Below are 25,042 nucleotides of genomic sequence, written 5' to 3'. Positions count from 1 at the left end.
GGCGCGTGTCTCTCGCCGGGCCGCGCGTGCGAGGACTGATCGAAGGCGCGGTTCGAGGAGGCCAGCGACGCTCATGCCGTCAGCCCTGCCTGAAGATCGGACTGCTCCTGGTTGATCCGCGCCAACAGGACTGCCGGTGTGTAGAAGCGCCCGTAATGGGGTTCCGAGTCGATACAGCTTGTGTCTCGTCGCCGTGTGCTCGCCGCCGAAGATGTCGTCGACCCCGACCGGCTACCGACCATGCAGGCCGCAAGCACGTCCACTGCACCGCTCTCGTCGGACCCCGCCATCGGCGAGCCCATCGCTGTGGTCGATCAGCCGACCTCCTGTCGGCTGTCCGGCCGGTGTCGAGGTCCCACACTCGAATCATGGTGTCGCCGCCACCACCGGACGGCCATTTCGGATTCGGTGGTGAGGGCGTTCACCATGGCGTCGTCGCCTCCGCTGACCGCATCACTTGCTCTGCGGGCACTTCGGAATCTGTGAGCACCGGTGGTCGGAGAAATTGTTGATTCGTGCTTCCTTGCACCAGGCGCACTGACAGGTACAGGCCATGTTCACTCCTTGGTTCGTTCAGCTGATCTGGTCGGATCTGCCACGAGTACACCCTGAGCTTCGGTAGCAGCCGTGGTACCCGTATCTGACGGACAGAACGATCGGCTGCGCTGGAAGGGACAAGATCGCAACCGGCTGGGCGCGCGCGATTGCGCTGGGAGCGGTACGGTGCCGACAGGTCCCCCACCAGAAGAGCTCCACCGGACGCGAGGGTGAGAATTGGTGACTTCCAGAGTCGATCTGCTGACCAAGGAGCTGGACGATCTGCACCGCGGCCGCGGCATCCACGCGGCGCAGGCCGTCGAGAAGCTGGGACCGATGTTGCGGGAGCTGATCTTCGGCGACAACGTGCCCGAGGAGGCCGACAGTCGCGCCCTTGTCCGCGCAGCACTCCTGTCTGCCGCCGAGGTCCTGCCGGTTGATCTCGCCGAGGTCTTCCGCGCCGGGCTGGGATCCGACGACACCTCACGATTGCTGAGCGATCGGCTGGAGCGGCTGGGAAAGAAGATGGACCGCGGGCCCCGGACGATGAGTCGCCGGCTGACGGAGGCCAACCGTGCCATGGCACTGGTTCTGGAGCGCCGGTCCAAGCTCAGCAACGACCGGAATCCCTTTGCCAGCAAAGGCTGGTACGTCGACAGTCTCGCATCGCACGCCCTGATCGGCGACCGGCCTCAGTTCACCGGGATCCGAGAGATCAAGTTCACGCACGACGACGTCCGGTACCTGCGCGAGTCCTTCAGTGTTCCCAGGCCTCTCGGCGACGCGGCCGGTGAAGGCATCACGGTCGAGCCGACGGAAGGTTGTGAGTTCGTGGAGGTGGACCGGTTCTCGCCCAGCTGCTGGCGTCTGACGATCCATCTCCCCCGGACGTTTAGAGCCTTGGAGTCCCACCGGGTCGGCCTGACGGTGACGATGCCGTCGCGGGCGTTCATCCGGCCGTACAACGTGGTCACCCCGGTACGCCGTACACGCGCCTTCCACGCCACCGTCAAGTTCGCCCCGGAGATCGAAGTGAGCACGGTCTGGGGTTACGACGGCGTACCGCCCCCGTTGATCGAGGACGGCGTACCGACGCCGAGGCTGATCGCGCTCGGACCCGAGCGGTCCGTCACCGGCGAGTGGCCGATCGTTCGGCAGGGGCTCGCCTACGGGATCGGATGGTCCTGATCCTCGCGAGCTCAGCATCCGGGAGCAGGTCGTCCAGAACCTCGTCGACCTCGCAGCTCGGACGCCGCCCGAGTACTTCATCGGCGGAACGATCCAGCGCCTCCTGCGCCGATGCTCCCGCCAGCATCAGCGAGCGGAACCTCCCCCGGAGCTCGGCGACCGAGACGACATCGGCCGGATCGGCCTGCGCCGCGGCCAGCAGCCGTTGATGGTCCTCCGTCAAGGGCGTGACAAAGGTCTGCAACGGATGCAGGATCGCGTCGTCCATCCAGCGGCGGCCGGCCACCTTTTCGGCCGTCGCCAGCACCAGCTGGATGTCCTTCGACAGCTCGGCCCGGGTCGAGGACGCACCGATACTGCGCAGCACTCCGTCCACCGTGCTCTTCTCGGTGGACCAGACATCGAGTGGCCAGACCGCGCTGGCCCGGTTGTCGCGGCAGGCGTAACCCCGCATCATCCGGAACAGCGTCCGGAGCCAGATCCGGCCGTGGTCGTCCGCCGCCTGCCCGTCGAGCGCCGAGTTGATCCTGGCGGCGACGCCGTCGTTGCGGGTCGGCTTGGCCGGCAATCCGCGCCGGACTCTGCCGTGGCGCTCGTACTCGGACACCTGCGACGAGACGATCCGGCGCGCATAGCCCAGCAGATCCAGGACCGGTGCGGCGGCCTCCCGCCGGTCACTCAACCTCTGAATCGACCGAGCGTAGATCTCGTGCATGATGCCCAGGCAGCCGACGTCGAGGCAGAACTGATGAACCTTCCCTCCTGTCTCGGCGTACGGCACTCCCCTGGTCGGGCAATGCGCCTGGCCCACTACCGCATGGGCACGGTGGCGGAGCGTGGCCGTACCGAACCACACCAGTTCCGCCAGCCCGGAATCGACAACAGCTGACATCCTCATCGAACCCCTCCTACGAACCACGGCCTCACCGGCCGCCGCCCCCACAAGGCGTTGGTGCTCCCATGTTTGAGGTGGATCCGCGCAGTACCGAGCAGAACGGGAGAACTGTCAACTATTTGTCAGGTCGACGATTCGCCACCGGATCTGTCACGGTGATCAGGCACCTGGACGTGCCTGACCGGGCCGTTTCCTGTTCCGCCTCCGCCACCAGCCGGTCCAGGCCGCTGCCGCCTCGTGGATTCGGCCATTCGAGGGGGATCCCCATGTCCTCCAGGGGTGTCTCGGTCAGCAGCAGGGACTGGGCCCTGCCCAGCCGGAAGCTCCGGACCATTCGCGCGTCGATGGCCGCGCTCTGGAGACTCCGCACCGCGGCCGGGGCAGGATCGACCCGGGCGGCATAACCGTCGTCGACCAGATATGTCGGCAGCTCGCCGGACGCGGCGATCGCACCGCCACCGTCTGCGGCCAGTACTACGGCGGTCAGATGGATCACCACATGGTCGAACAGCCCGCGCTCGCGAAGGAGCCCGTCCTTGGCCACCTGGATCTGTTCCAGAGCTTGTTGATGTGGGGTGCTGCCCTGCGCCTGTGCAGACGGTCTGACGCACAGTTCGGCCGCCACGGCAGCCAGCTCGGCGGCTCCGGAGGCCGAGGCCAGTACGACGGTGCTGGCTGCTCCATCCGCCCTGGCCTGCACCGTGATCGCGCCGGGAACGTAGCTCTTGAGGACCCAGCCGTTCACACAGACGGCGTGCTGGTGCGGTCCCGGACCGAGAGTGATCAATCGGATCGTCACGACTTCCAGTGCCCCTTTCGGCTGACCACGCGGCTGCTGCCTCGGATCGTGACGACGACGGCAAGGAGTTCGGCCAGGCCCCAGAGCCACCAGGCGAGCACGAGCCCGGCAATGTCGCCGCCGGCCAGTGCGAACGCCGCGGCTACGGCGCCACCGGCAAACGCTCCGATCAGGCCGTAGGCGCCGAGGTGGAGCAGCAAGGCCCGCAGGTTTGTCGACGGCATTCGGACCGCACCCAGGACGCAGAGGACCGCAACGCCGACCGATGTCAGAACGTACGCGGTCACCGAACGGGCAGCCAGGGCCCAGGTCTGGAGGGCGACGAGACCGAGGACGACGGCAACAGCCGCGTAGACGGCCGGAGTGAACCCGAACCGCGACCGCCGCTGCGCAAGGCGGGCATTCATGATGCGCTCCAGGTAGTCGCTGGCCCAGGCATCGATCCCAGTGTGAACACCCGGGTCGGGTCCTTCGGCGATCGGCGCCGCAGCGATCATCACCGCGTGCCGCGCCGCCCCGTCAACCCCTCCCCCGTCCGCTGAAAGCTGGGTGAACCAGGGCACCCCCGCCGTCCGGTCATTCAGACAGGCGGCCGCCAACTCTGCCAGGTGCCGAACAGCGTCCGGGCTGAGGATCACCAGCAGCAGGTGTGCATGCAGCAAGGTCCGGTCCACCGTCCGGCCGGGTGGAAGGTGCCGGGCCAAGAGACGATCGGCGGCCGCGACCAGCTCCTGCCAGCGATCGGTGACGTGCTGGAGTTCCTGATGGGCCGGCCGCAACGCGAGAACTTCCAGCGCCGAACTCTCGCGCAGTCGGTCCAGGACCGTCGAGGCCTCCGCATCGGTGGCGATCACGGCACGAACGAGTTCGATCAGGCCGGCCCGGTCCAGGACCCGCCCGTCGAAGGAGGGTGGCGAAGCAGGATCGAGGGACCAGATCGTCTCCGCCACGGCTCGATGGACATTGATCAGGCCCGCCTGCCGGCGATCTCTGATCGAGACGATCTGTGCCGCCAGCTCCGGGCAATGATCTGCCACCCAGTCCAGCAGTTGGTCGTAGTCGCGACCGAGCAGTGTGCGGACGGCGTCGCCCCAGTGCTCGGCCATCGCCGCCGCGATCGCTTGCCTGGTGTGCAGAAGCATCCCGGCGAGGACGAAACTGTCCTCGACCGACGCGGCCCGGACGCGGGTCGCAGCCGCGTCGTCCGCCTGCTCTGCGGAACCGCGGGCGTTCGGCACCGCCGTTCCGGCCGGCGTAGGCAGCGGCTGTCCGTCGAGCCATTTGACGATCTCCGGGTGACCGAAACGCTCGCCGCTTCGCCGGGCCAGCAGGCCCCGAACGAGAACCGCCGTCTCCTCCTCGAGTTCGGCAGGAACCTCGAGAAGATCTTCGGTCAGCAGTCGTTGGATGAACGCCGGTTCGAAGAACTCGTTCACGTCGATGCGCTGAAGGGGATGCCGACCCGCGCCGAGCTCGGCCAGCGTCATTCCCAGGGACCAGTAGTCCATCGGAGGATGGGCCGCATAGCTTGCGTCGGCTGCCTCGTAGAGGAAGGTGCCCCGCCGCGGCAACGCCGTGGCCGTGTCCAGCGGATCGACCAGGACGACGGTCTCGGTGTCCGCGAGCTCGACCACGAGCGGATCCAGCTGGGTCACCAGGATGTTGCCTGGTTTGACGTCCCGATGGACGGCGTACCGGTGGTCCGCCCCGGCTCGGTGCAGAGCCGTCAGCGCCTCGTCGACCTGCCGTGCGATGCGCTTGAGATCCTCGGTGCTGCGCCGCCGGTGCGGGAACTGGTCGTCGGCCGTCAGCAGCTCGTACAACGACCGCTCCGGCCGGTAAGGCATCTGTTCGAAGGCGATCGCCGGTCCGAGGCTGGTCCTGTCGAGCGGGGTCAGCGGAGCACCGGCTGCCCGGCACGACTCCCAACGGCGCCAGACGGCCAGGACGTCCTGGTGCAGGACCCGGAACGCCTTCACCACGACGTCCTTCCCGTCAGCCGTCGCGAACCGGGTGACCCGGCTGTGCGCACTGCTCGCCAACTCCTCCTGCAACGTCAGGTCGGACCATTCGTCCGGATGCGTCGAGAGCACGACCGCCTCGGTGCTCTCGTCGTCGTGGAGGGTCCGGACCTGACCCGGGCCGACGTCCGGCCGCCCCTTCGCGACCTCCCCCGCGACCGGATCGAGCTCGGTCTGCGGTGGCTCGACGGGCGTCGCGACGCCGGTCATGCGAACCCTTGAACGATCGGCTTGCCCGGCAACTGGGCCACGGTCAGGGTCAGATGGCAGTTACGCGCCAGCCGGAGAATCCCCCTGCTCTCGAGTGGATGCGGACCTTCGCCCTTGATCGGGACACCGTTGACGAAGGTGTTGTTCAGCGACGAGTCGTCCTCGACCTGGAAGTGGTCACCGACGACTGTGATCCGGGCGTGCCGGCGCGAAACGTTCGGATAGTTGGCCAGCCGGTCGGCCAACGGGCTGTCCGGACCGGGCTGCCGGCCGAGGACGAACACCGTGGCGGTCACGGACACCGGTGAGCCGTCCAGCTCGATCAGTACCGTCGCACCGCCCGGCGGCGCCTCGAGCCCCGGCACGGAGCCCGCCCTCAACTGCTCGGCATTCCGGATCGGTTGCGGAACCGACGCGGTCACGATCTCACCGAAACGCTCGTGGCCCATCGGACAGCTGACCGCATCAGGATCGAACGGCGAACCGCACAGCGGACAGTTCATCTCCGCCATGAGGTCCCCCGAAGATGCAGTCCCGCCGCCTCCGCCTGCTCGGTCAGCTTCGTGAGGGCACCGGGAGTCGGGATGCCGATCATCCGGACCTCACCGTCGACGACGTCCACCTGGACCTTGCGCCGGTCCGGCAGTGGGGAATCGAGATAGCGGGCCGACCCGAGCCGGGTCAGCGCGAGCAACCGCTGGTTGTCCGAGCCACGCAGCGGCAACCAGCCGGCCTCCGCACCGACGAATGGATCGGCCATCACCGCGTCGGCCCCGTCGACGATCGGCCGTCCATCCGAGAGCACCCATTCCGCCGATCGGCCGGTGTACAGGAGGATGTCGACCTGCCCGAAGTCCGCTTTGAGTTCCCCGACGCCGGCCAGCAGGGCCTGTAGCGCCTCCGGCTGATCGGTGGGCTCACCTCCGCTGATCGTCACGCCGTCCAGTTCCGGCCAGGGCAGGGCAGCCAGCCAGGCGAGCACGGCGTCGACGTCGCTGCGGGATCCGGCCGGCCGGCCCCACGTGTCCTGGGCGACACAGCCCGGACAACCGATGCCGCAGCCCTGGGTCCAGATCCCTGCTCTGGATCCGGGGCCGAGTGCGTGCACGGGATGGACCAGCCGGCTCACGAAGAACGGAATGCTCATCCCGCGACCTACCGCTCGGCTAGGACGATGTCGTCCGCCCTGATCTCCAGGACCGAGCGGCTTGATCCGGCCGGGAGATCGAGCAACTTCCGGGCGAGTGGATTGACCAGTCTGCTCTCGACCACGTTCTTCACTCCGCGGCCGCCGTACTTGAGCACATCGGGCGCGACGACGAGATCCGCCAGTTGGGCGGTGGCGGCCGCCTCAACCCGGACGGCGACCTCCCTGCGCTCCCGGACCGATCGGGTCAGCGCATCGACCTTCTGGACGAGCAACTCGCGGGCATGCGCGGGCGACAGGTAGTCGAACACCAGGATGTTGTCGCCGATCCGGTTGATGATCTCGGGTCGCTGGAGCTCCTCCGTGAAGTGCCGCTCGACCTCCTTGCGGACCTTGGACTCGACCTCGGCGTACGGCTCACCGGGATGGACCAGGGGCTCGCGGTTCTTCGGCCCGTCGCCCCGCTGGTAAATGCCGAGGTTGGAGGTGAAGACGATCAGCGTCTCGCCGAAGTACACGGTGCTGCCCGCGCCGTCGGTCAGCCGGCCGTCCTCGAGGATCTGGAGGAATTTGTCCAGCACCAGCGGATGCGCCTTGTCGACCTCATCGAACAGGAGCATGCTGAACGGCCGCTGCCGAACGGCATTGGTCAGCTGCCCACCCGACTCGTAGCCCACATAGCCGGGCGGCGAGCCGATCAGCCGCGCCTCACTCTGCTCGGTCGAGTACTCGCTCATGTCGAAGCGGACCATAGCGTCCTCGCGACCGAAGATCGTCGTAGCCAACTGCTTGGCGAGGAAGGTCTTCCCGACACCGGTCGGGCCGGCCAGGAAGAGGACCCCGCGCGGGCGGCTGGAGTGCTGCGACTCGTCCCAGTCGGACAGTCCCATCACGCTCCGGGTCATCACGTCGAGAGCCTTGTGGACGGCGACCTGCTGGCCGAGCACCTGCCGCAGGCTCGACTCCGGAGCGGGTGGCTTGTTGCCGAGCAGAACGTCACGCGCGGCAGCGACCCGAGCACCGAGCGAGGGGCTTCGCCAGGGCGACTCGCGCAGGCCCGAGCGGATCCCCCGGACCGCGTCCTCCAGATGCTCGGCGGTGATCTGCCGATCGGCGGCGAACCGTCCGACCTCGCGCATCTGCGCCTGGGTCATCCCTTCGCACAGGTTGGCGAGCTCCGTCACCCTGGCTGCCTTCTCCTCGCCCGTCAGATCCGGATAGCCCTTGAACTGCGGAACGATCGTCTCGGCGACCCTGCTGCGGACGTCGAAATCGGGCAGCGGAATCGCCATCACGTGCACGCCCCGCGTGGTGAGGAACCAGTTCGGCAGATCGTGCTCCTGACCGACCAGCCAGATCACCGTGTTGTACAACGTTCCTCGGGGGCCTCCGGAAGCCTGCGGAACGGCATCGAGTGCCAGTTGCTGCGCGAGCGCCATCACATCTCGCAGCGGCGACATAGCCGGGCTCTCGGCTAGCCGCTCGGCACCGCTGACGAGCAGTGCGGCCCGGCCCGGTACCCCGGACAGCGTCGGCGTGAAGGCACTGACAGCACGAAGAGCATTCGCCAGCGAAGAAGCGTCACCGCCGATCCGCTGGCTCGCCTGAGCAGGACCGTTCCCTGCCAGCAACTGATCCGCAAGGCGCTCCTTCGCTTCCGCCAAGGTCTGCAGTCCGCGGTCGATTCCCCAGCTCAGAGCCAAGGAGTAGCCGGTCTCGAGGAGGGCGTTGGTGACCGCAGTGGTGAACGTGTGCCAGGACTTTCCCTGCGAACCGCGAAGCAGGTGGAGCTCGTTGGGAGCTCCGACCAGGACCAGGTGGGCGCTGGTCGCCAAGCGCGCGCTCAGCTCCTCCAGCCACTCGGGCCGCCGGTCAGAAACTTCAGTGGTCGCCGACATCACCGTTTCCCACCCTTCCGCATGTGGTGCGCGGTATCGCGCCACGTGGCCTTGTCCCCGGTGACGACGATGGTCGCGGCGAGCTCCTGGGCCTCCTTGACCTCCTTCACGTGAACTGCCATTCCGTCGGCAACGGCAAGAGCCTCGACCTCGCCGGCAGCCGAGCAGAGCGAAGCGTGGACGTCAGCCGCCGAACGGCCCAGATCGACCTCCTCCTTGAGGTTGACCTGCGTCATGCTGGTGGAGTTCCCGGCGGGACCGACCCACATGCCCCGGCCCTCGCCGGGCTTCCTGGCCAGGAAGCCCGGTACCTCGTCGTCAGCGGCCAGCTGGTAGCCCAGCTTCTCCCAGATCTGCCGCAGCAACTGCAGCGCGTGTGCGTCGTGCTGGTCCCGCTCGAACTCCTGCTGGAGTGCGACGGCCGCGGTCACGAGTACGCCGGAAGCCACCTCGCCGCCATCTCGGTACTCGGCCTCCGCGACCGCTGCCCGCTCGGCCAGCTGCTCCGCCGTACCCCGCAACCGGGCGGACAGTCCATTGCCCTCAGCAACCAGAACGCGGAGGATCGTATCGGCGTGATCGAGCTCGACCCGGATCTGCGCGCGTCGGCGACTTCCCTCGACCTCCGCCTTGACCAGGCGGCGGACATTCTCCAGCGCCGAGGCCCGGGCCGGCCCCTCGGTCGTACTGACCTTCTCGGCCGCGGCCGCCACCGGCGCCGGCACATGGTCCGACGGCAGTCGCGCGAGTAGGCCATCCAGCCTCTGCGAGGTCGCCCGATCGAGACCTGTGGTCAAACCTGTCCGGGCCTGTGCCGCCTTCTCGGTGCTCGCGGCGAGCAGCCGCTCCTCGTACTCCTCGACCTGCCGCGACGGAGCCTCGACGTCGACCATCGCGCGGAAAGCGGCCTCGATCTCCGCAGCCGAAGGCAGTGTGACGGTCGGAGCCTGACCGGCCAGGCGATCCAGCTCGACCAGCATCCGGTCGCGGGCCCGGGCGATCCGCCGGTCCGCGATCGCTAGGTTCGCCCCAACGACCTGACGAACCTGAGCTCGCTGTTGCGGACTGAGTTCGAAACTGACAACCCGTTGGCTGCTCACGCTGCGCTCCTTCATCTGCCGGTTACCCCCGACCTGACGGACAGGCCCCGGCCGGACACCGAGATCTGTTCGTCCGTCAGGTCCGGTCAGGGGCGATGAGGAAGAGGAGCAACGATGAGCGACCAGGAGAGCCGGCGCGCGGGGGGACGGCCGGCGACCCGGCTCGGTTGGCGGGCACGACAGAAGGTCCGCCGGTCAGCGGTCCGGGTCGCGGCCCGCGGAGAGCCGTCACTGGACCTGAATGACCGGCCTGTGACGACCCAAGAGCGGGAGACCTTCTTCGAGGAGCGGAACAACTCGATCGGCGAGCTGCAGCTGGCACTGACCAAGAGCCTGGAGAAGGACCTGCAGCGGCTAATCTCGAACAACCACCGCCTGCCGCAGCTGCAGGCCGGACTCGCCGCCGCGCGTGAAGAGCTCGTGCGCCTCGGGTCGGCACCGGACGGCCCGGGCCGCGACGGTCCACAGGCCGATCCGCGGATCGTCGCCGCGCGCGCCCTCCGCAGCCGCCGGCAGACAATTGCCCAGGCTCAGGCCCGGCTGTCTGCACTCACGAAGGAGATTGCAGACCTGAGCGCCCAGAATGCCAACCTGCTCGCCACGCGCGACGCGCTGAGCGAGCGCTACGAGGCGCAGAAGGTGGCCATCCACCATTCGGCCGTGCTCAAACGGGCGCTCTTCGACGAACACCTGACCAGGCACCACCGCTTCCGTGGACTCCTCGAACTCCGCCTCGACCGGCGGATTCCGCCGATCCCGCCAGAGCTCGATGTCCGGCTGGACGGCCGGATGGGCGCCGCGATCGAGGCGGATCGATGACCACCGCCGCGGCGCCGCCAGCGACCGGTCCGTGGCTACGGCTGCGGGCCTGGTTCCGTCGCCCGGCGCTGCTCACCAGGCCGGCCAGCCGGCCGCCGTCAGCCTCCGCACCGCAGATCGATCTTCAGCAGCCGGCCCTGTTCACCAAGTATCCGGACCTAATCGAGCCGGACGACATGATCCTCGAGATCCGGCGGCGGATCGACGAACTCTACGCCGCGGGCGCGATCGACGAAGGCACCCCGGCGACGCTCGACACCTGGATCCAGTCGCTCCGGGCCTTGTGGGTGTACCGGGCCGGGCTCGAGCAGCTGGAACGACGTCGTACCCGAGCGTTCGCGACGGCCTCGCTGAAGGCCAGGACCACCGCACAGGCGGCTCAGATCGCAGCCCTGGAAGGACGGCTGGCCGCCATCGACCGGGCGCTTCAGGCCGAACAACAGGCGCCGGGCAACCGGCAACGGAAAGGATCTTCATGAGCGACGGTATTCGCCAGGACTTCGTCGCCGAGAAGCCCGCATCACGACTCCTCGAGTTCGGCTGGTGGCTCGTCATCGCGATCCTCACCGGAGTCGACGCGTTCGGCTTCTACCAGAACATGGCACTGCTGCTGAAAGATGCCGGGAACGACATCATCGTCGGCCTCGTCGTCGTTGGCTGCACGACAGCCTCCATCGTGTTGCCCTGGCGGTTCGGCGTGGCGATGAGCAATCGCCGTCAGGGCGAGTCCGGGATACTGCCGACTGCTCTCGTCTCGGCCTTACTCTGGCTCGGGCTGGCCGGCGCGATGTTCACCTTGCGGTTGACGACCAGCCCGATCCGCCCGGCTGCCGACTCGGCTCCCGGCGGATTCGACGATCCGTTCCCCACCGGCAGTCAGGCGGGCTCGGCCTTCGACACCGACCGCCTGTACATCGCCGTGTTCCTGCTGATCATCTACTGCGTGACCGGACTGATGGCCTCACGGCACGCGTTCGACCGGACCGAACAACGCACCGTCCGGTCCCTGCGTCGCGAACGTGGGCAACTGGTGCGCTTGCTGGCACGCGAACGCGAGTCCGCGACCCGGGAGGCGGACCTACTGACCGAATACCAGGCGGAGACGGACCGGCTCGCCGAGGCCCACGTCCTCGAGCGTGAGCTTGCCGCCGCGTTCGCCAACCTCGGTCACGACGAGAAGATCGAGCGGCTCAGCCGCAACATCGGTGAGCCGGAGGCCACCGAGATCCTGCTGGCCAACTACCGGCGACCCGGCGACATTCCCACCGAATAAGGAGTTCCAGATGCATCGACATCTCGTCGTCGCCTGGCTGGCCCTGGCGGCGACACTCGGTCTCACCCTTAGCGGCTGCACTCCACCAGAACAAACAGGCGCAACCGCTCTGGTCATCGGCAATCGCCAGAACATGCCCCGCCCCGCTCTGCTCCAGACAGCCGCCGACGCGTTAAGCAAGGCGATCAAGCGGGGCGACAGGCTGGTCGTCATCGCCGTATCGGGCGAGCCACAAATCGTTGCCAAGAGCGACCTGAGGTGCCCGTACGACAACAAGCCGTCCTGTGCCAAGTACACCAAGGACAAGCTGGCCGCGATCCCTGGCGTCGTTGCCAAGTACCCCGCGACGGCGACCGAGAGCAGTCTGCTCGCCGCGATCAACCTGGCCAGGGACAACATCGCCAACACCACCGGGCCGAAGCAGATCATCACCATCGACAGTGGCATCGACACCGTGGCGCCGATGCCGCTGACAGATCTGTCGGTGCTCGCCGCGGACCAGCCGACGATCGCGAAAGGGCTGGCGAACAACGGTTTCAGCCCGAACCTCAGCGGCATCTCCGTGCTGATGACCGGCCTCGGCCAGACGATGTCTCCACAGCCGAAGCTGACGTCTCCCGAAATTGCCCGGCTCCAGACGCTCTGGACCGCCGTTCTCGATGCAGCCCACGTGGATAACGTCGAGATCGATCCGGCCGCGCTGCCGCAAGGGACCAGAGATGCGACACTGCCGCGGGTCACCCCGGCCAAGCAACCGCCCCCGCCCGAGACGGAGGACCCCTGCAAAGAGTTCAGTTTCAACGAGTCCGACCTCGGCTTCGAACCCGACCGGGCGACCTTTCGGGACCATGCCCGGGCGAAGGCCGCACTGAGCGGTATCGCCCGTGTGCTGGTGAAGACGGGGCTGAATGTCGTCCTCACCGGCACGACCGCGTACCGGGAAACCAACCCGGACAACCCGCTGTCGAATGCCCGGGCAACCGCCGCGAAAAACATCCTGGTCGAGCTCGGTGTGCCGGCGAAGCGCATCCTCACCCAGGGCGTCGGGATCGCCTGGCACGGCTACCGGGATCCTGGGCACAACCCGGTCGACGAGATCAAGATGCGATTGGTGCTGGTCAGACCGACCTGCCCCTGACGAGCTGGTGGGGTGCGGCGCACTGCAGTTCTCGATGCGCCGCACTCCACCCCGTGTCGATCAATTAGCCATCAACACTGCTCATCGGCACACTCGGCCGACCTGGTCCCCCTTGAACGGTATCCAGCACACGGAAATCCTCCCCCCACGTATTCGGAACCGTCAGCGCGACGGCCCGAAGACCTTCTTCTGCGGGGAAACCCCCGCTCCCCTTGCGCCGGGCGCCCGTCGAAAACGGCGAGCCGACGCTCACCCCGATGATCCACGGAGCGTAGTCAGAGAGCTATACCGTGCCGGGTGAGGAACGGAGCAGGTCGGCTCACCCCGCGGGTGAGCCGACGCATTAGGACACCTGGTGCACCTGCCCCAGATGCTTGTTGACGTCAGCAGCGATCTCCGCTCGCGTGCTCATCCCGTACTTCGCGGCGATGTTCTTCAGGTGGGTCTTGACCGTGTTGATGCTCGTCGGCCGCAACTGCTCTGCGATCGCTTGGTTGGTCAGGCCGTCAGCCAGCAGAACAGCGATCGTTTGCTCGGCAGGGGTCAAGGTGTTGAACCGCAGCGTCGGTCGATCATCGACCAGCAATGTCATCTCGACCAGTTCCGCCTGGATGCGTAGGCATTCGGTGGTGACCTCAGTCAGGACGCCGCGGGCCTGGTCGAAAGTGATGCCGGAATCGCCGAGCGCTTGTTCGGCCATTCGCCGAACCTGCCCGACCCGCTCGACCAGGTACTCCACCATCTGGTCCGAGGTGAGGAAGTCTTCACCGAGGGCGTCGTCGGTCCCCAATCTCAATTCGGCGAGCGCATCGCGATCCTCCTGTTCACGCAACAGCACCCGGCCGATCACGTCAGCGATCCACTCGAAGGCAGCCACTGCCTCCCCGGTGTAGACGCCTGGCTCATAGCTCTGCATCGACATCATGCCGAACACCTCAGGCCCGTCCAGGGTCCAGGACATCAGCGGCACCGTCACAGCGTCGGCGGAGCGTTTGTGGACATCGCCGAACCCGACTCCCCCGTTCAGCAGGATGCCGCCGTCGAGATCGAACCGATAGGTTCGCTTGTTGGTGAGCAGCCAAGCGGTCAGGCCGTCCCGCCCGATAGTGTGAGTGTCCGAGTCGTCATGCCGCGCACCGTCGTAATTATAAGGAAACCGCACCCTCGTCCCCGCGTGAATCAGCCCGACATAAAACGCGTCGACGGGGACGATCTTTGTCATCACCACCCGCGCGTAGTCGTACAGTGCGTAATGGTTGCCCGCCAGCGGGCCCGACATCTTCGTGTATGCCTCGTACAGCACAATCGCCACACTCGGACTGACATTCGGACGAGCACTCATACCGGACACCAACGCTTCGCACATCCCCCACTTACTCGCGAACCTGTACCTGGGCCAGCCCCACAGCCCAGGCCCTCTCTGGAGCTATCGTCCGCGGGGAACGATCTGTTACAGAGCGTCATCAGATCGTGAGCGTGGTGCCGGCCGAGGAACGTGCAGAGCCCGACTCAAGCAGAGATCTCGAGGCGTGTGGTAAAGGTGTGTGTCGCTCCTCGGACACGCAATGCCGCAGGTCTCACCAGACCAGCGGCTTTGCCTTGCGCGGGGTAGACGAAGATCACAACTTCACCTCGATCCCCGGCGCCGTAGCTGTCCAGATCCCGCCAGCCATCTCTGCAGAGCCGCCTCGATCGGTGCCGGGATGATCCACAGCGCACGTAAGACGCGCAGATACAGCCGCGTCTGCCAGCGGTAGTAACGGAGAAGCCAAGGCATCCGGCGAGACCTTCGCTCCGTCATCATCGTCTTGGCCGGTCAGCTAGTCCGAATGAGGTGGTCGACCGGTAGAGCTTCGAGATGTTCATGGTGATCCCTTTCGTTGCCAACAGGATCCACCGATTCGCATACGGTTGTCCGACAGTTCCGAAACCTGTGGATAACCCCGCATCTTGGGGACAATCGGTACTGAAGAGAGCGCCGTCAACGCCTAAGATGCGATCTCCTTGGGACTGACATGGCCGGTGTCGCCAGTAGAAGGCCCCGAGCCCACTTATCATCGAGGGGCAGACGCGGAGGGGGAACCAGTGTGCCGGTGACCAGCCAACGGCAGGCCAGGCGAACATCGCGTGCGGCGCCGAAATGGTGAACGCCAAACCGGGACCGCCAGCTTCGCATCACGTCACAGTAGAAGGACCAGTCAAGGGCTGCAGATCACGGGTTCGATCCGATGGTTAGTGCGGACCTAGGCCTGACCCGCCGGCTCAAGGCCCTCGCATGCACGGTTCCGCTGCACGAGCTTGATTATCACAAGGCCAAGCTCGACTGGGTCGACGCCTCCATCTACCAGATGGCAGAGATCGCGATGCATATCATCGACCAGGTCACGATCGCCATGGACTTCGACACAGGGGTCGCACACGAAGCCGTGCAGGATCGTGTTGCGCCCTTCGTGGCCGCCCAAGCGCCCGACCGCGCGCGAGACGAGCATCGGCGCGTGGCCCGGTGGGTGCTGGAGAAGCTGATCAACGTCGGCACCGTCGACCGCGTGTTCCGGCATGAATACGGTGAAATCGATGCCAGTGGCCGGTACCAGCGGCGTACGTTCGACTTCAAGCTGGTGCGCGAGGTGCCGAATACCGCGGGAGACATCTATTTGCGGGCTACCGACGAGGCGATCAACGTCCTTGTCGGAGCGCTCGATACAGACGTGCGGTCGGCGCAGGTGGCGGCTAAGGTGAAGCTGGACAACCTGATCAATCGCGGCCAGCTCGCCGACGCTCGGGTGGCCGCAGAACAGGCGCGCTACCGGACGGTGCAGTACGGCGAGATGCTGAGGCGCAAGCTCGAGGCCACCCGGCGTGACGTGCGCGTAGTCGACTGGGATTCCGAGCTGCCACAGATGCTCGACGCCGCGCTGGACCACATCGAACAACGGTTCAAGGTCGAGCACGCCATCTTGCGCAACATCACCGATGCACGCGACGAGTCCGACGACCCCGACCACAAACGCCAGGCAGCCGATTTGGTCGAGATCGTCGCCGACTGCATCCGCAGGCACACCCAGCTCCAGAGCCGCCTCCAGGACGCCCGATCGGTATTCCGATCCGAACAGGACCGTCAGCAGTTCTCCGGACCACCCCAGCGAGCGGCCCTGGATCTGCACGGCCAGCTACTCAAACCGGTGCTGAGTCTGTCCGTCACCGAAGCGGTCGGTCCACTGGGGCGGTTCTTCAGCGCTGCATCAGGCGTGGACAGCCCCGAAGCATTGTCACTACCGTTGCTCGTGACCATGCTGCTGCGACCCGTGGTCGACCGCGACCGCACGGCAGGACCAGTGGTCAGACCCGTGCTCGACGAGACGGCGGAGGATCGCCGGTTCACCGACGAGCACCGGCAAAGGGCCGACGTGTTGCTCGATCTGCCCGCACGAGTCCGAACCCTCAGCTCGGTGTTGCGCGAAGCCGCGGAGTTCGACAACGACCTCCCTGTGCTCGTAGCTCTTCGTGCTGTGCACGGGTACAGCCCCTCCATCAGCGCCGCGATCCGGCACGGGCGGGACAGTGTGCTGATAGCGGTGCCCGCGAACCGGCTGGTCGAGATTTCAGCGGCGGCTGTGAGTGGCGACGACCTGCTCTTGACCACCGCCGACGTCATCGACTTGCCCGTCAACCTCCCCGACACCGACGATATGGAGCGCGCGTGAATCTACTGGGTCAAGTCGACAACGAACACGCAGCTCAGCTAATCGCGCTGGGGCTGCGGCACAAGCACCTGCCCGGTCGGGACGCTGGATATCGCGACCTCGTTCGTCGGTACCGGCAAGACGACGTGTTCGCCGCGTCCGTCGACGCAATCGCGACGGGGCTCGGTCTCCTGGTGCTCGACGTGACCGAAGTCAGCGGGATCGTAGTGGCGGCCCAGCCCGGCTCGAGCTTCGAGATCAAGATGGACGACTACGCCCGGCAGGCAAAGCTGAGGGAGAGACGGGACACCGAAAAGGTCCTCCACGGAATCACGCACCTCGCGGTTGCTGCGCTGTGTTTTCCCAGAGCGGACGATCTCGCCAACGACCAGCACGTTGGCCGTACCTCGGTCGAAGAAGTCGACCTCGTCGTGCGTGAAACCTGCCGGCTGCTCGACGAACGGGCGAGTCAGGACTCCACCAACAACGACCCGTCCATTGATGAGCCCGAGCTCGAACGCGCCTGGCGCGCCTACCTGAGACGACCGGAGGTGGCGGCCACGAAGGACAGCAGGCTCAACCGCGACACCACTCGCGGCATGGTCAGCCGCGCACTCAAATGGCTCGCGGACCGCGGGCTCATGCAAGTCGTCGGCGAAGAGGCTGATGAGGTCTTCCGTGCGACCAGCCGCTACCAGATCCATGTCCGTGAGCTCGCATCACAGGCCGCGTTCCGCGAACTGCTCGACCTCGGCGTCGTGCCACCTCTGGCATCAGGCGGGCCCATGGTGCGAACCCCCGACGCGAGCTGAACCGAGGACCACGCGATGTACGAACTGTCCAAGGTCAGGTTGTATTCGGTCGGCCCGGCCGGCGCCCGGTACGAGGATGTCCTGCTCGACTTATCCGACGTCGGGGCCGCGGTCTCCAACCAACAGCTGATGCTCGGCGGGGTGGAACTTCGCCGTCCCTCTCCCGCGTCGATCCTCTTCCTGGAGAACGGTGGCGGCAAATCTGTGCTGATGAAGCTGATCTTCTCGGTCATACTTCCAGGCCGCCGGGAAGTGGTTGGCACTTCCAATACGAAGGTGCTGGAGAAGTTTGTCGGTCGGGACGACGTCGCCCATGTGGTGCTGGAGTGGATGCACACGCGGACCGGTCGCTTGCTGATCACCGGTAAGGTCTCCCAATGGCGCGATCGCGGCCCCCAGCCAGGTGAAGACAAACTCCTCGACCTCTGGTATACCGTGCGCCCCGGGGCCACCCTCGATGTCGATTCGTTGCCATTCGCCGAGGACGGACGGAAGCTCACGGCCGCCAGCTACCGTTCGAAGCTCGATGACCTCGCCCAAACAGACCACACTCTCGAGCTGCAATGGGCGAGCAAGCATCACGAATGGTCCACTCAGCTGGACGAGTTGGGACTGGACGCCGAGCTGTTTCGCTACCAGCGAGCGATGAACGCTGGCGAAGGAGAAGCGGCCGACACGTTTACGTTCACTACCGACGAAGCGTTCGTCGACTTCCTCCTCAAGGCGATCCTTTCGGCCGCCGACGCGGCAGGCCTTGCCGAATCCATCACGGGCCATGCTGTAAAGCTCGCGACCCGCAAGGACCTCGAGTTGGAGCACGTGTTCCTCGAGGAGGTGCTCCAACTGCTCGGTCCGTTGGCCGAACAACGGATTCTCGCCGAACGCGCCCGCGAATCCGCCGATACGGCTGCTGGTGACCTTCACGACTTCGTCGCACGGCTCAGGGCGCGGGTGAACCACGAGAACACGTTGCTGGCCACGCGCGAGGAGCACATCGGCGACCTGTCGGTCGCAGTGTCAAATGCTTCGTCTCGCGTCGACCGCGCCCGCAAGATTACGGACGCCCTCGCTCATCGCACCGCACAGATGCGGCTCACCGCCGCACAGTTGGAGGAGAGCGCAGCCGCCGGCGCCTCGGAGCTCGCCGAGCAGGTCGCGCAAGCCTGGGTGGCGACGCGCAAGCTCCTGAACTACGAAGCGGCCGGCGAGGCAGCAACAGCTCTGCGGAAGGTCGTGAGCCACCGACAAGACTCTGCACGCTTCGCGTGCAGGAGCGTGATGAGAGGTCCCGAGACTTGGCCCGTCGTCTCCTGTCCACCGTCGACGACGCGATAGCGGAAGCCCGGGAACTGGACGCCACCATCAAGAGCCTGGCGAACTCGGCTAAGGCAACAACCTCAGAGTGGCAGTCCGCGATCGATGGACGTGCCCAAGCCATGGCGCAGGCCGTGCAGCTCGATGAACGCGTCGCCGAGGTCGAGGCCGAAATCGACGCTGCCGTGCGAGTCGGCCTGACCTCATCGGCCGCCACTCTCGCCGAAGAAGCCAAGGCATTGATCGAGCGGGTTCGGTCAGACTCGGCCGCCGTCCACGAAGGCGAAGCGCAGTTGACCGGACTCGAAGCGCAGGTCGAAGAACGCCGCAGCGATTTGCTCAGCTCTCAGCAGGAGAGTCTCGAAGCCCGCAGCCGGTTCGAGAAGGCACAGAGCGCCATCGACTTGGCGCAAGAAGCCGCGGAAAGGCTCACTCGGGAATTACGGCTGGGTGAGCTACTCGACACCGACGACGTCGTACTGGAACACGATGCCGAGATGCTTCTCGACCAATTGGCCAAAGCCCAGGCAGATGTTGACCAGCAACGATCGGAACTCAGAGTCGCAGACGCCACCGACGAACCCGCGCGCATTGTCTGGGATGACGACCCCGATGCCCTGCTGCCTCCTCATCACGAGGTGAGCCGCGCCCGGCAGCTACTGGAGTCGGCGGGCATCACCAGCGAGGCCGGCTGGGCCTACCTCGCCGAGCGCTCCGACGAGTCTGTCCGCGCCGAGCTAGTGCGCCGCCTGCCTCACCTGGCGGGTGGAGTCCTGATCAACAAGCCGGACCAGCTTGAGCAGGCCCGTGAGGTCCTCTCCGAGAACGGCTATCACTCGACCGGGACCGTGGTAGTCGCCACCACTCAATCCTTCGACCTCGTGGTCGAAGCGGACTTCGACCTTTCGTTTCGCTCGACTGCCGGGTTCGTCGCTGCTCCAAACCCGGCACTGTACGACCACGAAGCAGCCAACGCCGATCGAGTACGTATCGCGAAGGAACACCTCGAGCGCAGGACCAAGCTGACAACGCTGGACACCGCGTACACGGCGGACCGAGATCTCTCGGCGCGGCTGATCACGTGGCGAGCCGAATACCCAGTTGGCACCATTGGCCAGCTGTCCGACGCCGCCGCATCAGCCCAGACCTTGGTGCAGGAAGCAAGCGACTCCGTTGACCGCCAAGGTCAGGCACTCCAGCTCGCCATCGAGGCGCGCGACGACCTGAGGGAACAACTCGGCAGCATGCGCCGAGCCCTTGCCGAGCTAACCGAGCACTCTCGCCAGCTGACCGAGCTCGCCCATCGAAGCCGCCAAGCGGATGGCTGGAAGCAAGACGCTGGACGCGCTCGCGTAATGGCCGAAGCCGACAATACACGCGCGCAAACGCTGTTCAGCATCCTCGAGGGGATACGACTCAACATCCAAGAGAGGCAACTGCTGGCCGCCAACCGTCGCGATTTGGCGGTCAGGGCCAGGGAAGAGATCGATGAGCTGCCCGCCGGTGGCACAGTCGACCCCGCCGACCCAATACCCGTGCTGTCCGTCGCCGTGCTGCGTGCCGTCTTGAACGATGTACAACGCGCCTACGACAAGGCCGAGGTCGGCGACGATCAGCTCAAGGATCTTCAACACGCGGAGCTCAAAGCGAACGATGCGCGCGCGGCCTGGGAGGCAGAGACTGATGTTGTCCGCGCCACAGCACGGCAATTGCTCGCATCCATGGACGGAGCAGACGCCGCGTCACGCGCCGCTGCGGGCGCAGCCGCCGCCAGCAGGCACAAGACCGCAGCGAAAGCCCATCAGGACGCGATCGCGAAGAAGGCGAGCTATCTCGCACGTCTGGACCAACTACCGAAACCGGCAGTCGTCTTGGAACCGGCGCTTCAGCCGACGGATCCCCAGCACGGGGATCAGTTGATCATTGAGGCCGGCCGCCAGGTGAGCGAGGCCGAAGATGCTCATAGGCGGTGTGTCGGCGGGCTGGAGGCGGTGGAGGACGCTCTTGAGAAAGCCAAGGCGACAGTCGAGTCGTTCACGACGATCGTCGACACCCACCAGGCAGGTTTGGACGACGAGCCAAATATTGAAGCGACCGAAGCAGAGCTATTCACGGGCGACAGGGAAACAGCGCAGAACCGGTACAGCGGGCTTCGCCAGTCTGCCTCACGAGCCCAAAAGACCTCCCAGGAAGAGCACCGGGAACTACTCCAGCGGGCCGAGCGCCTCACCAGACATGTCATCGACAACAGATTCGAAACTCTCGCGATCCCTGCCCGGACACAGATTCAAGGGGTGGCAATGTCAGCCCTGGCCGATCATGCGGCCGAGTGGTCCCAGCAGCTGCGCCCGCGGCTGCGGTCGCTGGTTGACGACCTGGCCCAGATCGGCCGGCACAGGGTAGCAATCCTCGAACGGATGAGCGCGATCGTGGACGGCGCGCTACGCCGCCTGCGCACCGCCCAGCGGCTGTCAAAGCTCCCGGACGGGCTCGGCGACTGGACTGGAAACGAGTTCCTGCGCATCGGTTGTTCGCCCGTCGAAGGGGACCTGCTTGCGCATCAGCTCGGGCTGCTTCTCGACGACGTGGTGGAGCACCATGCGAAGACCAAGAAGTGCGATGGTCTCACGGTGGTCCTGCGTGCTGTCCGAGCGGCCGTGCCCAAGGGATTCAGGGTGACGATGCTCAAGCCCGACGCTGTCCTGCGCGACGAACGCGTTCGGATATCCGAGGTAAGGGACGTGTTCTCCGGAGGGCAGCACCTGACCGCCGCGATCATCCTCTATTGCACCTTGGCCGCGCTGCGCTCCAACGACCAGGGAAAAGTTCGCCACAACCACTCTGGCGTCCTATTCCTCGACAACCCAATCGGCCGGGCATCCGCAGGCTACTTGCTGGACCTTCAGCGTGGTGTCGCCGCCGCGCTCGGTGTCCAACTCGTCTACACCACAGGACTATTCGAAGAAGAAGCGCTGGCCGGCTTCCCCCTGATCATTCGGCTACGCAATGATGCGGACCTGCGGGTCGGGCGCAAGTATCTGTCCGTGCACGAGCGGGTAGCCCCACATCTAGGCGCGCTCGCACCCCAACCGATACTGGAATGCTCACCACGACCAGGATTGTCCTTCCGGAACGGCACCATGACGAAGCGAACTGAACGACTTGCCGACGCTCTCTATCAGCAGCTCCTCGATGGAGCGGGTGCTTGGTCTCGCACCACCCACAAGGTGGTGTCCATTGATGAGGTGAGTCGCTGCTTCGGAGCCGTCTTCGAGCGCAGAGAAGGCGACGGCGGAATCATGGCTACACTGCGGGCGTGTCTGACCGTCCTCACTGAACGCGAGCTGATCGTGCCGCTGAAGGCCACCAACCTCGAAAAGGTAGAACTTCCACAGAAGATCAAGCTCGTGCCAACGATCGCGAAGACACAGAAGGCCGTTCCCTCGATGCCTCGCTGGCACCGTTCGCTGTACTACCTCGAGGATGCTTGGCCGACGGCCACGGACCACCAGCGCATCCGATACGTGGCGATAAATCGCTGGCTTATGAGCGACCCGGACACGACCGAGGTGCCGTTGCGGGAACGTGCCCTGGAGGTCTTCAGTACCTTCGGGACCGAAGACGACTTCGAGTTCCCGGAGAAGGCCCTCGACGGGATGCGCAGTGGTCCCTTGTTCGGTGATCAGGAACGGCTGCTGCGTCTGCTGCGAGCCGTTGCCACGCCGCCGCCGCTGTTGAGCAAACAGCCCCTCCATGAGGTCACCCACAATCACCTGACGCGAGTTGGCGATGGTGATCTCCTTCTCGTTGTCGAGAACAGCGCTACCTGGTGGTCGATCGTGCATGCGTTGCCCGCGCGGCACAACGTCGGTCACGTCGCCTGGGGCCTGCGCGCGAGCTTCATGTCCTCGATCCGATCCATCACGGACAATCAGGAGATCCGCCGAATCCGCTACTTCGGGGATCTCGACCTGTCCGGTCTGCGCATTCCGGATTCCGCCCGGCACACGGCGCGCGCCAACGGCCTGCCAACCGTCAGCCCCGCCGTGAACCTCTATGCGGAGTTGTTCACGATCGGCCGAAGCTGGCGAGCCGCAGAGAAGTCCGTGGACGAAGCTCGTGCCCGCCGATTGACCGGTTGGCTTCCCCCCGAGCATCACGATTCCGCTGCCCGATTGCTTACCGAAGGGCGTCGCATCGCTCAGGAGTGGGTCGGCTACCGACACCTCGCCCGCACCACTGAGTGGCACTCCGACCTGCTCTGACGTCCGCGGCAGTTCGCGAGGCGCAGTACCGGGTGTCCCTTAGGAGGACGACTAAATCGGCCCAAACACCTCCTGACGGCGTATTCGGAACCTTAGGCACCCAGCTCCAGGCGTGTGGTTAAGGTGCGCGTCCCTCCTCGGACACTGAAACACTTGTTTCATACGGACGGGCGACATGCGAAAGCGTGCCGCCCATTGTCGTGTCTGTGGGCGGCGAATGGTTGCACTGGGCAACAGCGGCGGCGGATGCTGCCGTCAGACATATATCGGCGCGCCAAGGTCCAGTTGACCGACGGCTCCCCAAAGAAGGCGCGTCAGTCGCCAACTCTGGGACGCTCTGGCTGAGGGCGACGAGGTGCACCAGCCAATCAACGGCGACGTAGCCAACGGTTCAAGGAACTAGTCGATGCCGCAGGCATGGATCTCCGCCAATTCAACGCCGTGAGCTGACGGAAGAGCCGTCATGCTTCCGCGCCGTTGACGATCCAAGTACGAGCCCCGCGCGGCCGGCGGCACCCGTTGGCCAGGGGTGAGCGACCACTGACTGCCGCCTCGACCTCTGTCCACTGACACTGGACCTGCAGCACAAGCGCTGCGATCTGCGACCGCTCGAACGCGATCGTCGCGCCCCCGGAATCGTGCTCGTCGTCAGACCTCGTGGCGATCGCGGCTCACAATGACCCGCTTTCCGCCCGCTGCCGCGCTAGATCATTGCGCCGCTCCGCGGACGGTCGCCCGCTGCTGGGCTGTCAAGGCCAGGCGCATGGTTTCGAAGGTGTGCGCCTGCGGCGCGGCCGAGGTGGTTCGTTCCCGTACGTCGCGAACCAGGTCAGGGTAGTAGGTGGTCTCGACCTGCGAGCAGTCGATGTACTGCGTACCTTGCTGATTGACCAGGAAGAGGTGGTCTCCGCCATCCCGGCCGGCGATGTCGACGTACTTGCGCAACTCGATGTAGCCGTCGGTGCCGAGGATCATCAGGCGGCCGTCGCCCCAGGTCGGCAGCCCGTCTGGCGTGTACCAGTCGACCCGGATGTAACCCTGGGCGTTGTCACTGCGCAGCAGGATCTCACCGAAATCCTGCAGGCCAGGCTCATCGGGGTTGGCGAAGTTCCCGACCGCGCTGGCCACGACTTCGGCGGTCCGTGCGCCGGTGAACCAGAGGAACTGGTCGATCTGGTGGGAGGCGAGGTCGGTGAGGATGCCGCCGTACCGGTCCTTGTCGTAGAACCAGTCCGGGCGGCCGGCCCCACCGCCGAGGTGGCCGCGGTCCCCGACGCGGTGCGGCCCGATCCCGAGAGTGTGCACCACGGTCCCGATCCGGCCCTCGCGGACCAGCTCGCCGGCCTTGATCACGCTGGGCACCTCGAACCGCTCCGAGAACGTCACCGACCAGAACCGCCCACTCTGGCCGACCGCCTTCTCGATCTCCTCCAGCTGATCGAAAGCGACACAGCCGGGCTTGTCGGCTACGACGTCCTTGCCGGCCCGCAGCGCCGCGACGGCGATCGGCCCCCGCCGATCCGGTACGGCGGCGGTCACGATCAAGTCGATCTCGTCCCGGCTGACCAGGTCGTCCGGGCTCTCGACCACCGGAACCTCCGGATACTGCTCCCGGACCCGGGTCGCGATCGCGGCCGATGGATCGTCGGTCGCCATCCCGACGAACTCCGCACCCGCCCCGACGAGCCCAGCGATCTGACCGAAGATATGCGCGTGATCAAGCCCGACGGCGGCGAACCTGACAGCGTGGGTGGAAGTCACCCGTATTCCTCCCAAACTCGGCAACGTGTCAACCGCCTCAGGCTATGCCAGATCGGCAAACGCTTGCCAACATCCTGCGAGTCGCTCACAGCCAGCTTTTGTAGCAGCGTTCGACCGATGCCTGTTCAGGAACGCGCCACGAGGGCCACCTCTCAACGCTCAGAGGTCGAGGCTGATGCGTG

18 protein-coding genes are annotated in these 25,042 nt (G+C 65.9%); 9 read left to right on the top strand and 9 right to left on the bottom strand.

All coding sequences use genetic code 11. The features are described from left to right. The first annotated feature begins 777 nt into the window (after positions 1–777). Entirely contained in the window at positions 778–1,725 is a 948-nt protein-coding gene (locus ACFPJ1_RS09290) for a hypothetical protein (protein ID WP_380103000.1), read from the top strand. Here the strand turns inward: ACFPJ1_RS09290 and ACFPJ1_RS09285 are convergent. The 7 genes from ACFPJ1_RS09285 to ACFPJ1_RS09255 all read right to left on the bottom strand — a co-directional run bounded on the left by ACFPJ1_RS09285 (position 1,667) and on the right by ACFPJ1_RS09255 (position 9,795). After that, on the bottom strand, positions 1,667–2,623 hold the full coding sequence (locus tag ACFPJ1_RS09285; RefSeq protein ID WP_380102998.1) for a hypothetical protein: 957 nt from the start codon (positions 2,621–2,623) through the stop codon (positions 1,667–1,669). The two genes, ACFPJ1_RS09290 and ACFPJ1_RS09285, sit on opposite strands and share 59 nt — an antisense overlap. 112 nt (positions 2,624–2,735) lie before the next feature. Further along, positions 2,736–3,419 carry a hypothetical protein gene (locus tag ACFPJ1_RS09280; RefSeq protein ID WP_380102996.1) on the bottom strand — a complete coding sequence of 228 codons (684 nt, stop codon included), beginning with the start codon at positions 3,417–3,419 and terminating at the stop codon, positions 2,736–2,738. Continuing rightward, positions 3,416–5,650, bottom strand: coding sequence for a protein kinase domain-containing protein (locus tag ACFPJ1_RS09275; RefSeq protein WP_380102994.1), 2,235 nt, complete (start codon positions 5,648–5,650; stop codon positions 3,416–3,418). The genes ACFPJ1_RS09280 and ACFPJ1_RS09275 overlap by 4 nt, the downstream gene beginning before the upstream one ends. After that, positions 5,647–6,072 carry an FHA domain-containing protein gene (locus tag ACFPJ1_RS09270; protein ID WP_380102992.1) on the bottom strand — a complete coding sequence of 142 codons (426 nt, stop codon included), beginning with the start codon at positions 6,070–6,072 and terminating at the stop codon, positions 5,647–5,649. Before ACFPJ1_RS09270 ends, ACFPJ1_RS09275 begins: the two co-directional genes overlap by 4 nt. 77 nt (positions 6,073–6,149) lie before the next feature. Further along, positions 6,150–6,797, bottom strand: a complete 648-nt coding sequence (locus tag ACFPJ1_RS09265) for a 4Fe-4S cluster-binding domain-containing protein (RefSeq protein WP_380102990.1) — start codon at positions 6,795–6,797, stop codon at positions 6,150–6,152. A gap of 8 nt (positions 6,798–6,805) precedes the next feature. Further along, positions 6,806–8,695 (bottom strand): AAA family ATPase, encoded by a 1,890-nt coding sequence (locus ACFPJ1_RS09260; RefSeq protein WP_380102988.1) that lies wholly within the window; start codon positions 8,693–8,695, stop codon positions 6,806–6,808. Next, positions 8,695–9,795, bottom strand: a complete 1,101-nt coding sequence (locus ACFPJ1_RS09255; RefSeq protein WP_380102987.1) for a hypothetical protein — start codon at positions 9,793–9,795, stop codon at positions 8,695–8,697. The genes ACFPJ1_RS09260 and ACFPJ1_RS09255 overlap by 1 nt, the downstream gene beginning before the upstream one ends. Positions 9,796–9,909: 114 nt before the next feature. Between ACFPJ1_RS09255 and ACFPJ1_RS09250 the strand changes: the two genes are divergently transcribed. From ACFPJ1_RS09250 to ACFPJ1_RS09235, 4 genes are read left to right on the top strand one after another with little or no spacing between them, the layout of a single operon-like run. Then, complete coding sequence (locus ACFPJ1_RS09250) at positions 9,910–10,614, top strand: hypothetical protein (protein WP_380102986.1); 705 nt, start codon at positions 9,910–9,912, stop codon at positions 10,612–10,614. Next, on the top strand, positions 10,611–11,093 hold the full coding sequence (locus tag ACFPJ1_RS09245) for a hypothetical protein (protein ID WP_380102985.1): 483 nt from the start codon (positions 10,611–10,613) through the stop codon (positions 11,091–11,093). The genes ACFPJ1_RS09250 and ACFPJ1_RS09245 overlap by 4 nt, the downstream gene beginning before the upstream one ends. Continuing rightward, on the top strand, positions 11,090–11,887 hold the full coding sequence (locus tag ACFPJ1_RS09240) for a hypothetical protein (protein ID WP_380102982.1): 798 nt from the start codon (positions 11,090–11,092) through the stop codon (positions 11,885–11,887). The genes ACFPJ1_RS09245 and ACFPJ1_RS09240 overlap by 4 nt, the downstream gene beginning before the upstream one ends. A gap of 10 nt (positions 11,888–11,897) precedes the next feature. After that, on the top strand, positions 11,898–13,025 hold the full coding sequence (locus tag ACFPJ1_RS09235; protein ID WP_380102980.1) for an OmpA family protein: 1,128 nt from the start codon (positions 11,898–11,900) through the stop codon (positions 13,023–13,025). Positions 13,026–13,368: 343 nt separating this feature from the next. Here the strand turns inward: ACFPJ1_RS09235 and ACFPJ1_RS09230 are convergent, their stop codons facing one another. Further along, positions 13,369–14,367: a LuxR C-terminal-related transcriptional regulator gene (locus tag ACFPJ1_RS09230; protein WP_380102978.1), complete on the bottom strand. Its 999-nt coding sequence runs from the start codon at positions 14,365–14,367 to the stop codon at positions 13,369–13,371. A gap of 886 nt (positions 14,368–15,253) precedes the next feature. Between ACFPJ1_RS09230 and ACFPJ1_RS09225 the strand changes: the two genes are divergently transcribed. The 4 genes from ACFPJ1_RS09225 to ACFPJ1_RS09210 all read left to right on the top strand — a co-directional run bounded on the left by ACFPJ1_RS09225 (position 15,254) and on the right by ACFPJ1_RS09210 (position 23,099). Continuing rightward, positions 15,254–16,729 (top strand): hypothetical protein, encoded by a 1,476-nt coding sequence (locus tag ACFPJ1_RS09225; RefSeq protein ID WP_380102976.1) that lies wholly within the window; start codon positions 15,254–15,256, stop codon positions 16,727–16,729. A gap of 173 nt (positions 16,730–16,902) precedes the next feature. Continuing rightward, the gene (locus ACFPJ1_RS09220; RefSeq protein WP_380102974.1) at positions 16,903–17,520 is read left to right on the top strand and encodes a hypothetical protein; all 618 of its coding nucleotides are present in this window, start codon (positions 16,903–16,905) and stop codon (positions 17,518–17,520) included. A gap of 15 nt (positions 17,521–17,535) precedes the next feature. Continuing rightward, entirely contained in the window at positions 17,536–18,855 is a 1,320-nt protein-coding gene (locus tag ACFPJ1_RS09215) for a hypothetical protein (RefSeq protein WP_380102972.1), read from the top strand. Beyond that, entirely contained in the window at positions 18,816–23,099 is a 4,284-nt protein-coding gene (locus ACFPJ1_RS09210; RefSeq protein WP_380102971.1) for a Wadjet anti-phage system protein JetD domain-containing protein, read from the top strand. The genes ACFPJ1_RS09215 and ACFPJ1_RS09210 overlap by 40 nt, the downstream gene beginning before the upstream one ends. A gap of 708 nt (positions 23,100–23,807) precedes the next feature. Here the strand turns inward: ACFPJ1_RS09210 and ACFPJ1_RS09205 are convergent. Beyond that, on the bottom strand, positions 23,808–24,860 hold the full coding sequence (locus ACFPJ1_RS09205) for a Gfo/Idh/MocA family protein (RefSeq protein WP_380102969.1): 1,053 nt from the start codon (positions 24,858–24,860) through the stop codon (positions 23,808–23,810). Between the last annotated feature and the right edge of the window lie 182 nt (positions 24,861–25,042).

Origin of the sequence: Kribbella qitaiheensis (assembly GCF_042657745.1) — a bacterium.
Taxonomy (GTDB): Bacteria; Actinomycetota; Actinomycetes; order Propionibacteriales; family Kribbellaceae; genus Kribbella; species Kribbella qitaiheensis.
Note: the sequence above shows the minus strand (reverse complement) of the source record. Positions and strands in the feature narration are given on the sequence as shown.

Bases quoted from the DNA above. Each gene is read 5' to 3' on its own strand.
- ACFPJ1_RS09285 (WP_380102998.1), bottom strand. From the start codon at position 2,623: ATGAGGATGTCAGCTGTTGTCGATTCCGGGCTGGCGGAACTGGTGTGG.
- ACFPJ1_RS09275 (WP_380102994.1), bottom strand. From the start codon at position 5,650: ATGACCGGCGTCGCGACGCCCGTCGAGCCACCGCAGACCGAGCTCGAT.
- ACFPJ1_RS09265 (WP_380102990.1), bottom strand. From the start codon at position 6,797: ATGAGCATTCCGTTCTTCGTGAGCCGGCTGGTCCATCCCGTGCACGCA.
- ACFPJ1_RS09260 (WP_380102988.1), bottom strand. From the start codon at position 8,695: ATGTCGGCGACCACTGAAGTTTCTGACCGGCGGCCCGAGTGGCTGGAG.
- ACFPJ1_RS09250 (WP_380102986.1), top strand. From the start codon at position 9,910: ATGAGCGACCAGGAGAGCCGGCGCGCGGGGGGACGGCCGGCGACCCGG.
- ACFPJ1_RS09245 (WP_380102985.1), top strand. From the start codon at position 10,611: ATGACCACCGCCGCGGCGCCGCCAGCGACCGGTCCGTGGCTACGGCTG.
- ACFPJ1_RS09240 (WP_380102982.1), top strand. From the start codon at position 11,090: ATGAGCGACGGTATTCGCCAGGACTTCGTCGCCGAGAAGCCCGCATCA.
- ACFPJ1_RS09235 (WP_380102980.1), top strand. From the start codon at position 11,898: ATGCATCGACATCTCGTCGTCGCCTGGCTGGCCCTGGCGGCGACACTC.
- ACFPJ1_RS09230 (WP_380102978.1), bottom strand. From the start codon at position 14,367: ATGAGTGCTCGTCCGAATGTCAGTCCGAGTGTGGCGATTGTGCTGTAC.
- ACFPJ1_RS09225 (WP_380102976.1), top strand. From the start codon at position 15,254: ATGGTTAGTGCGGACCTAGGCCTGACCCGCCGGCTCAAGGCCCTCGCA.
- ACFPJ1_RS09215 (WP_380102972.1), top strand. From the start codon at position 17,536: ATGTACGAACTGTCCAAGGTCAGGTTGTATTCGGTCGGCCCGGCCGGC.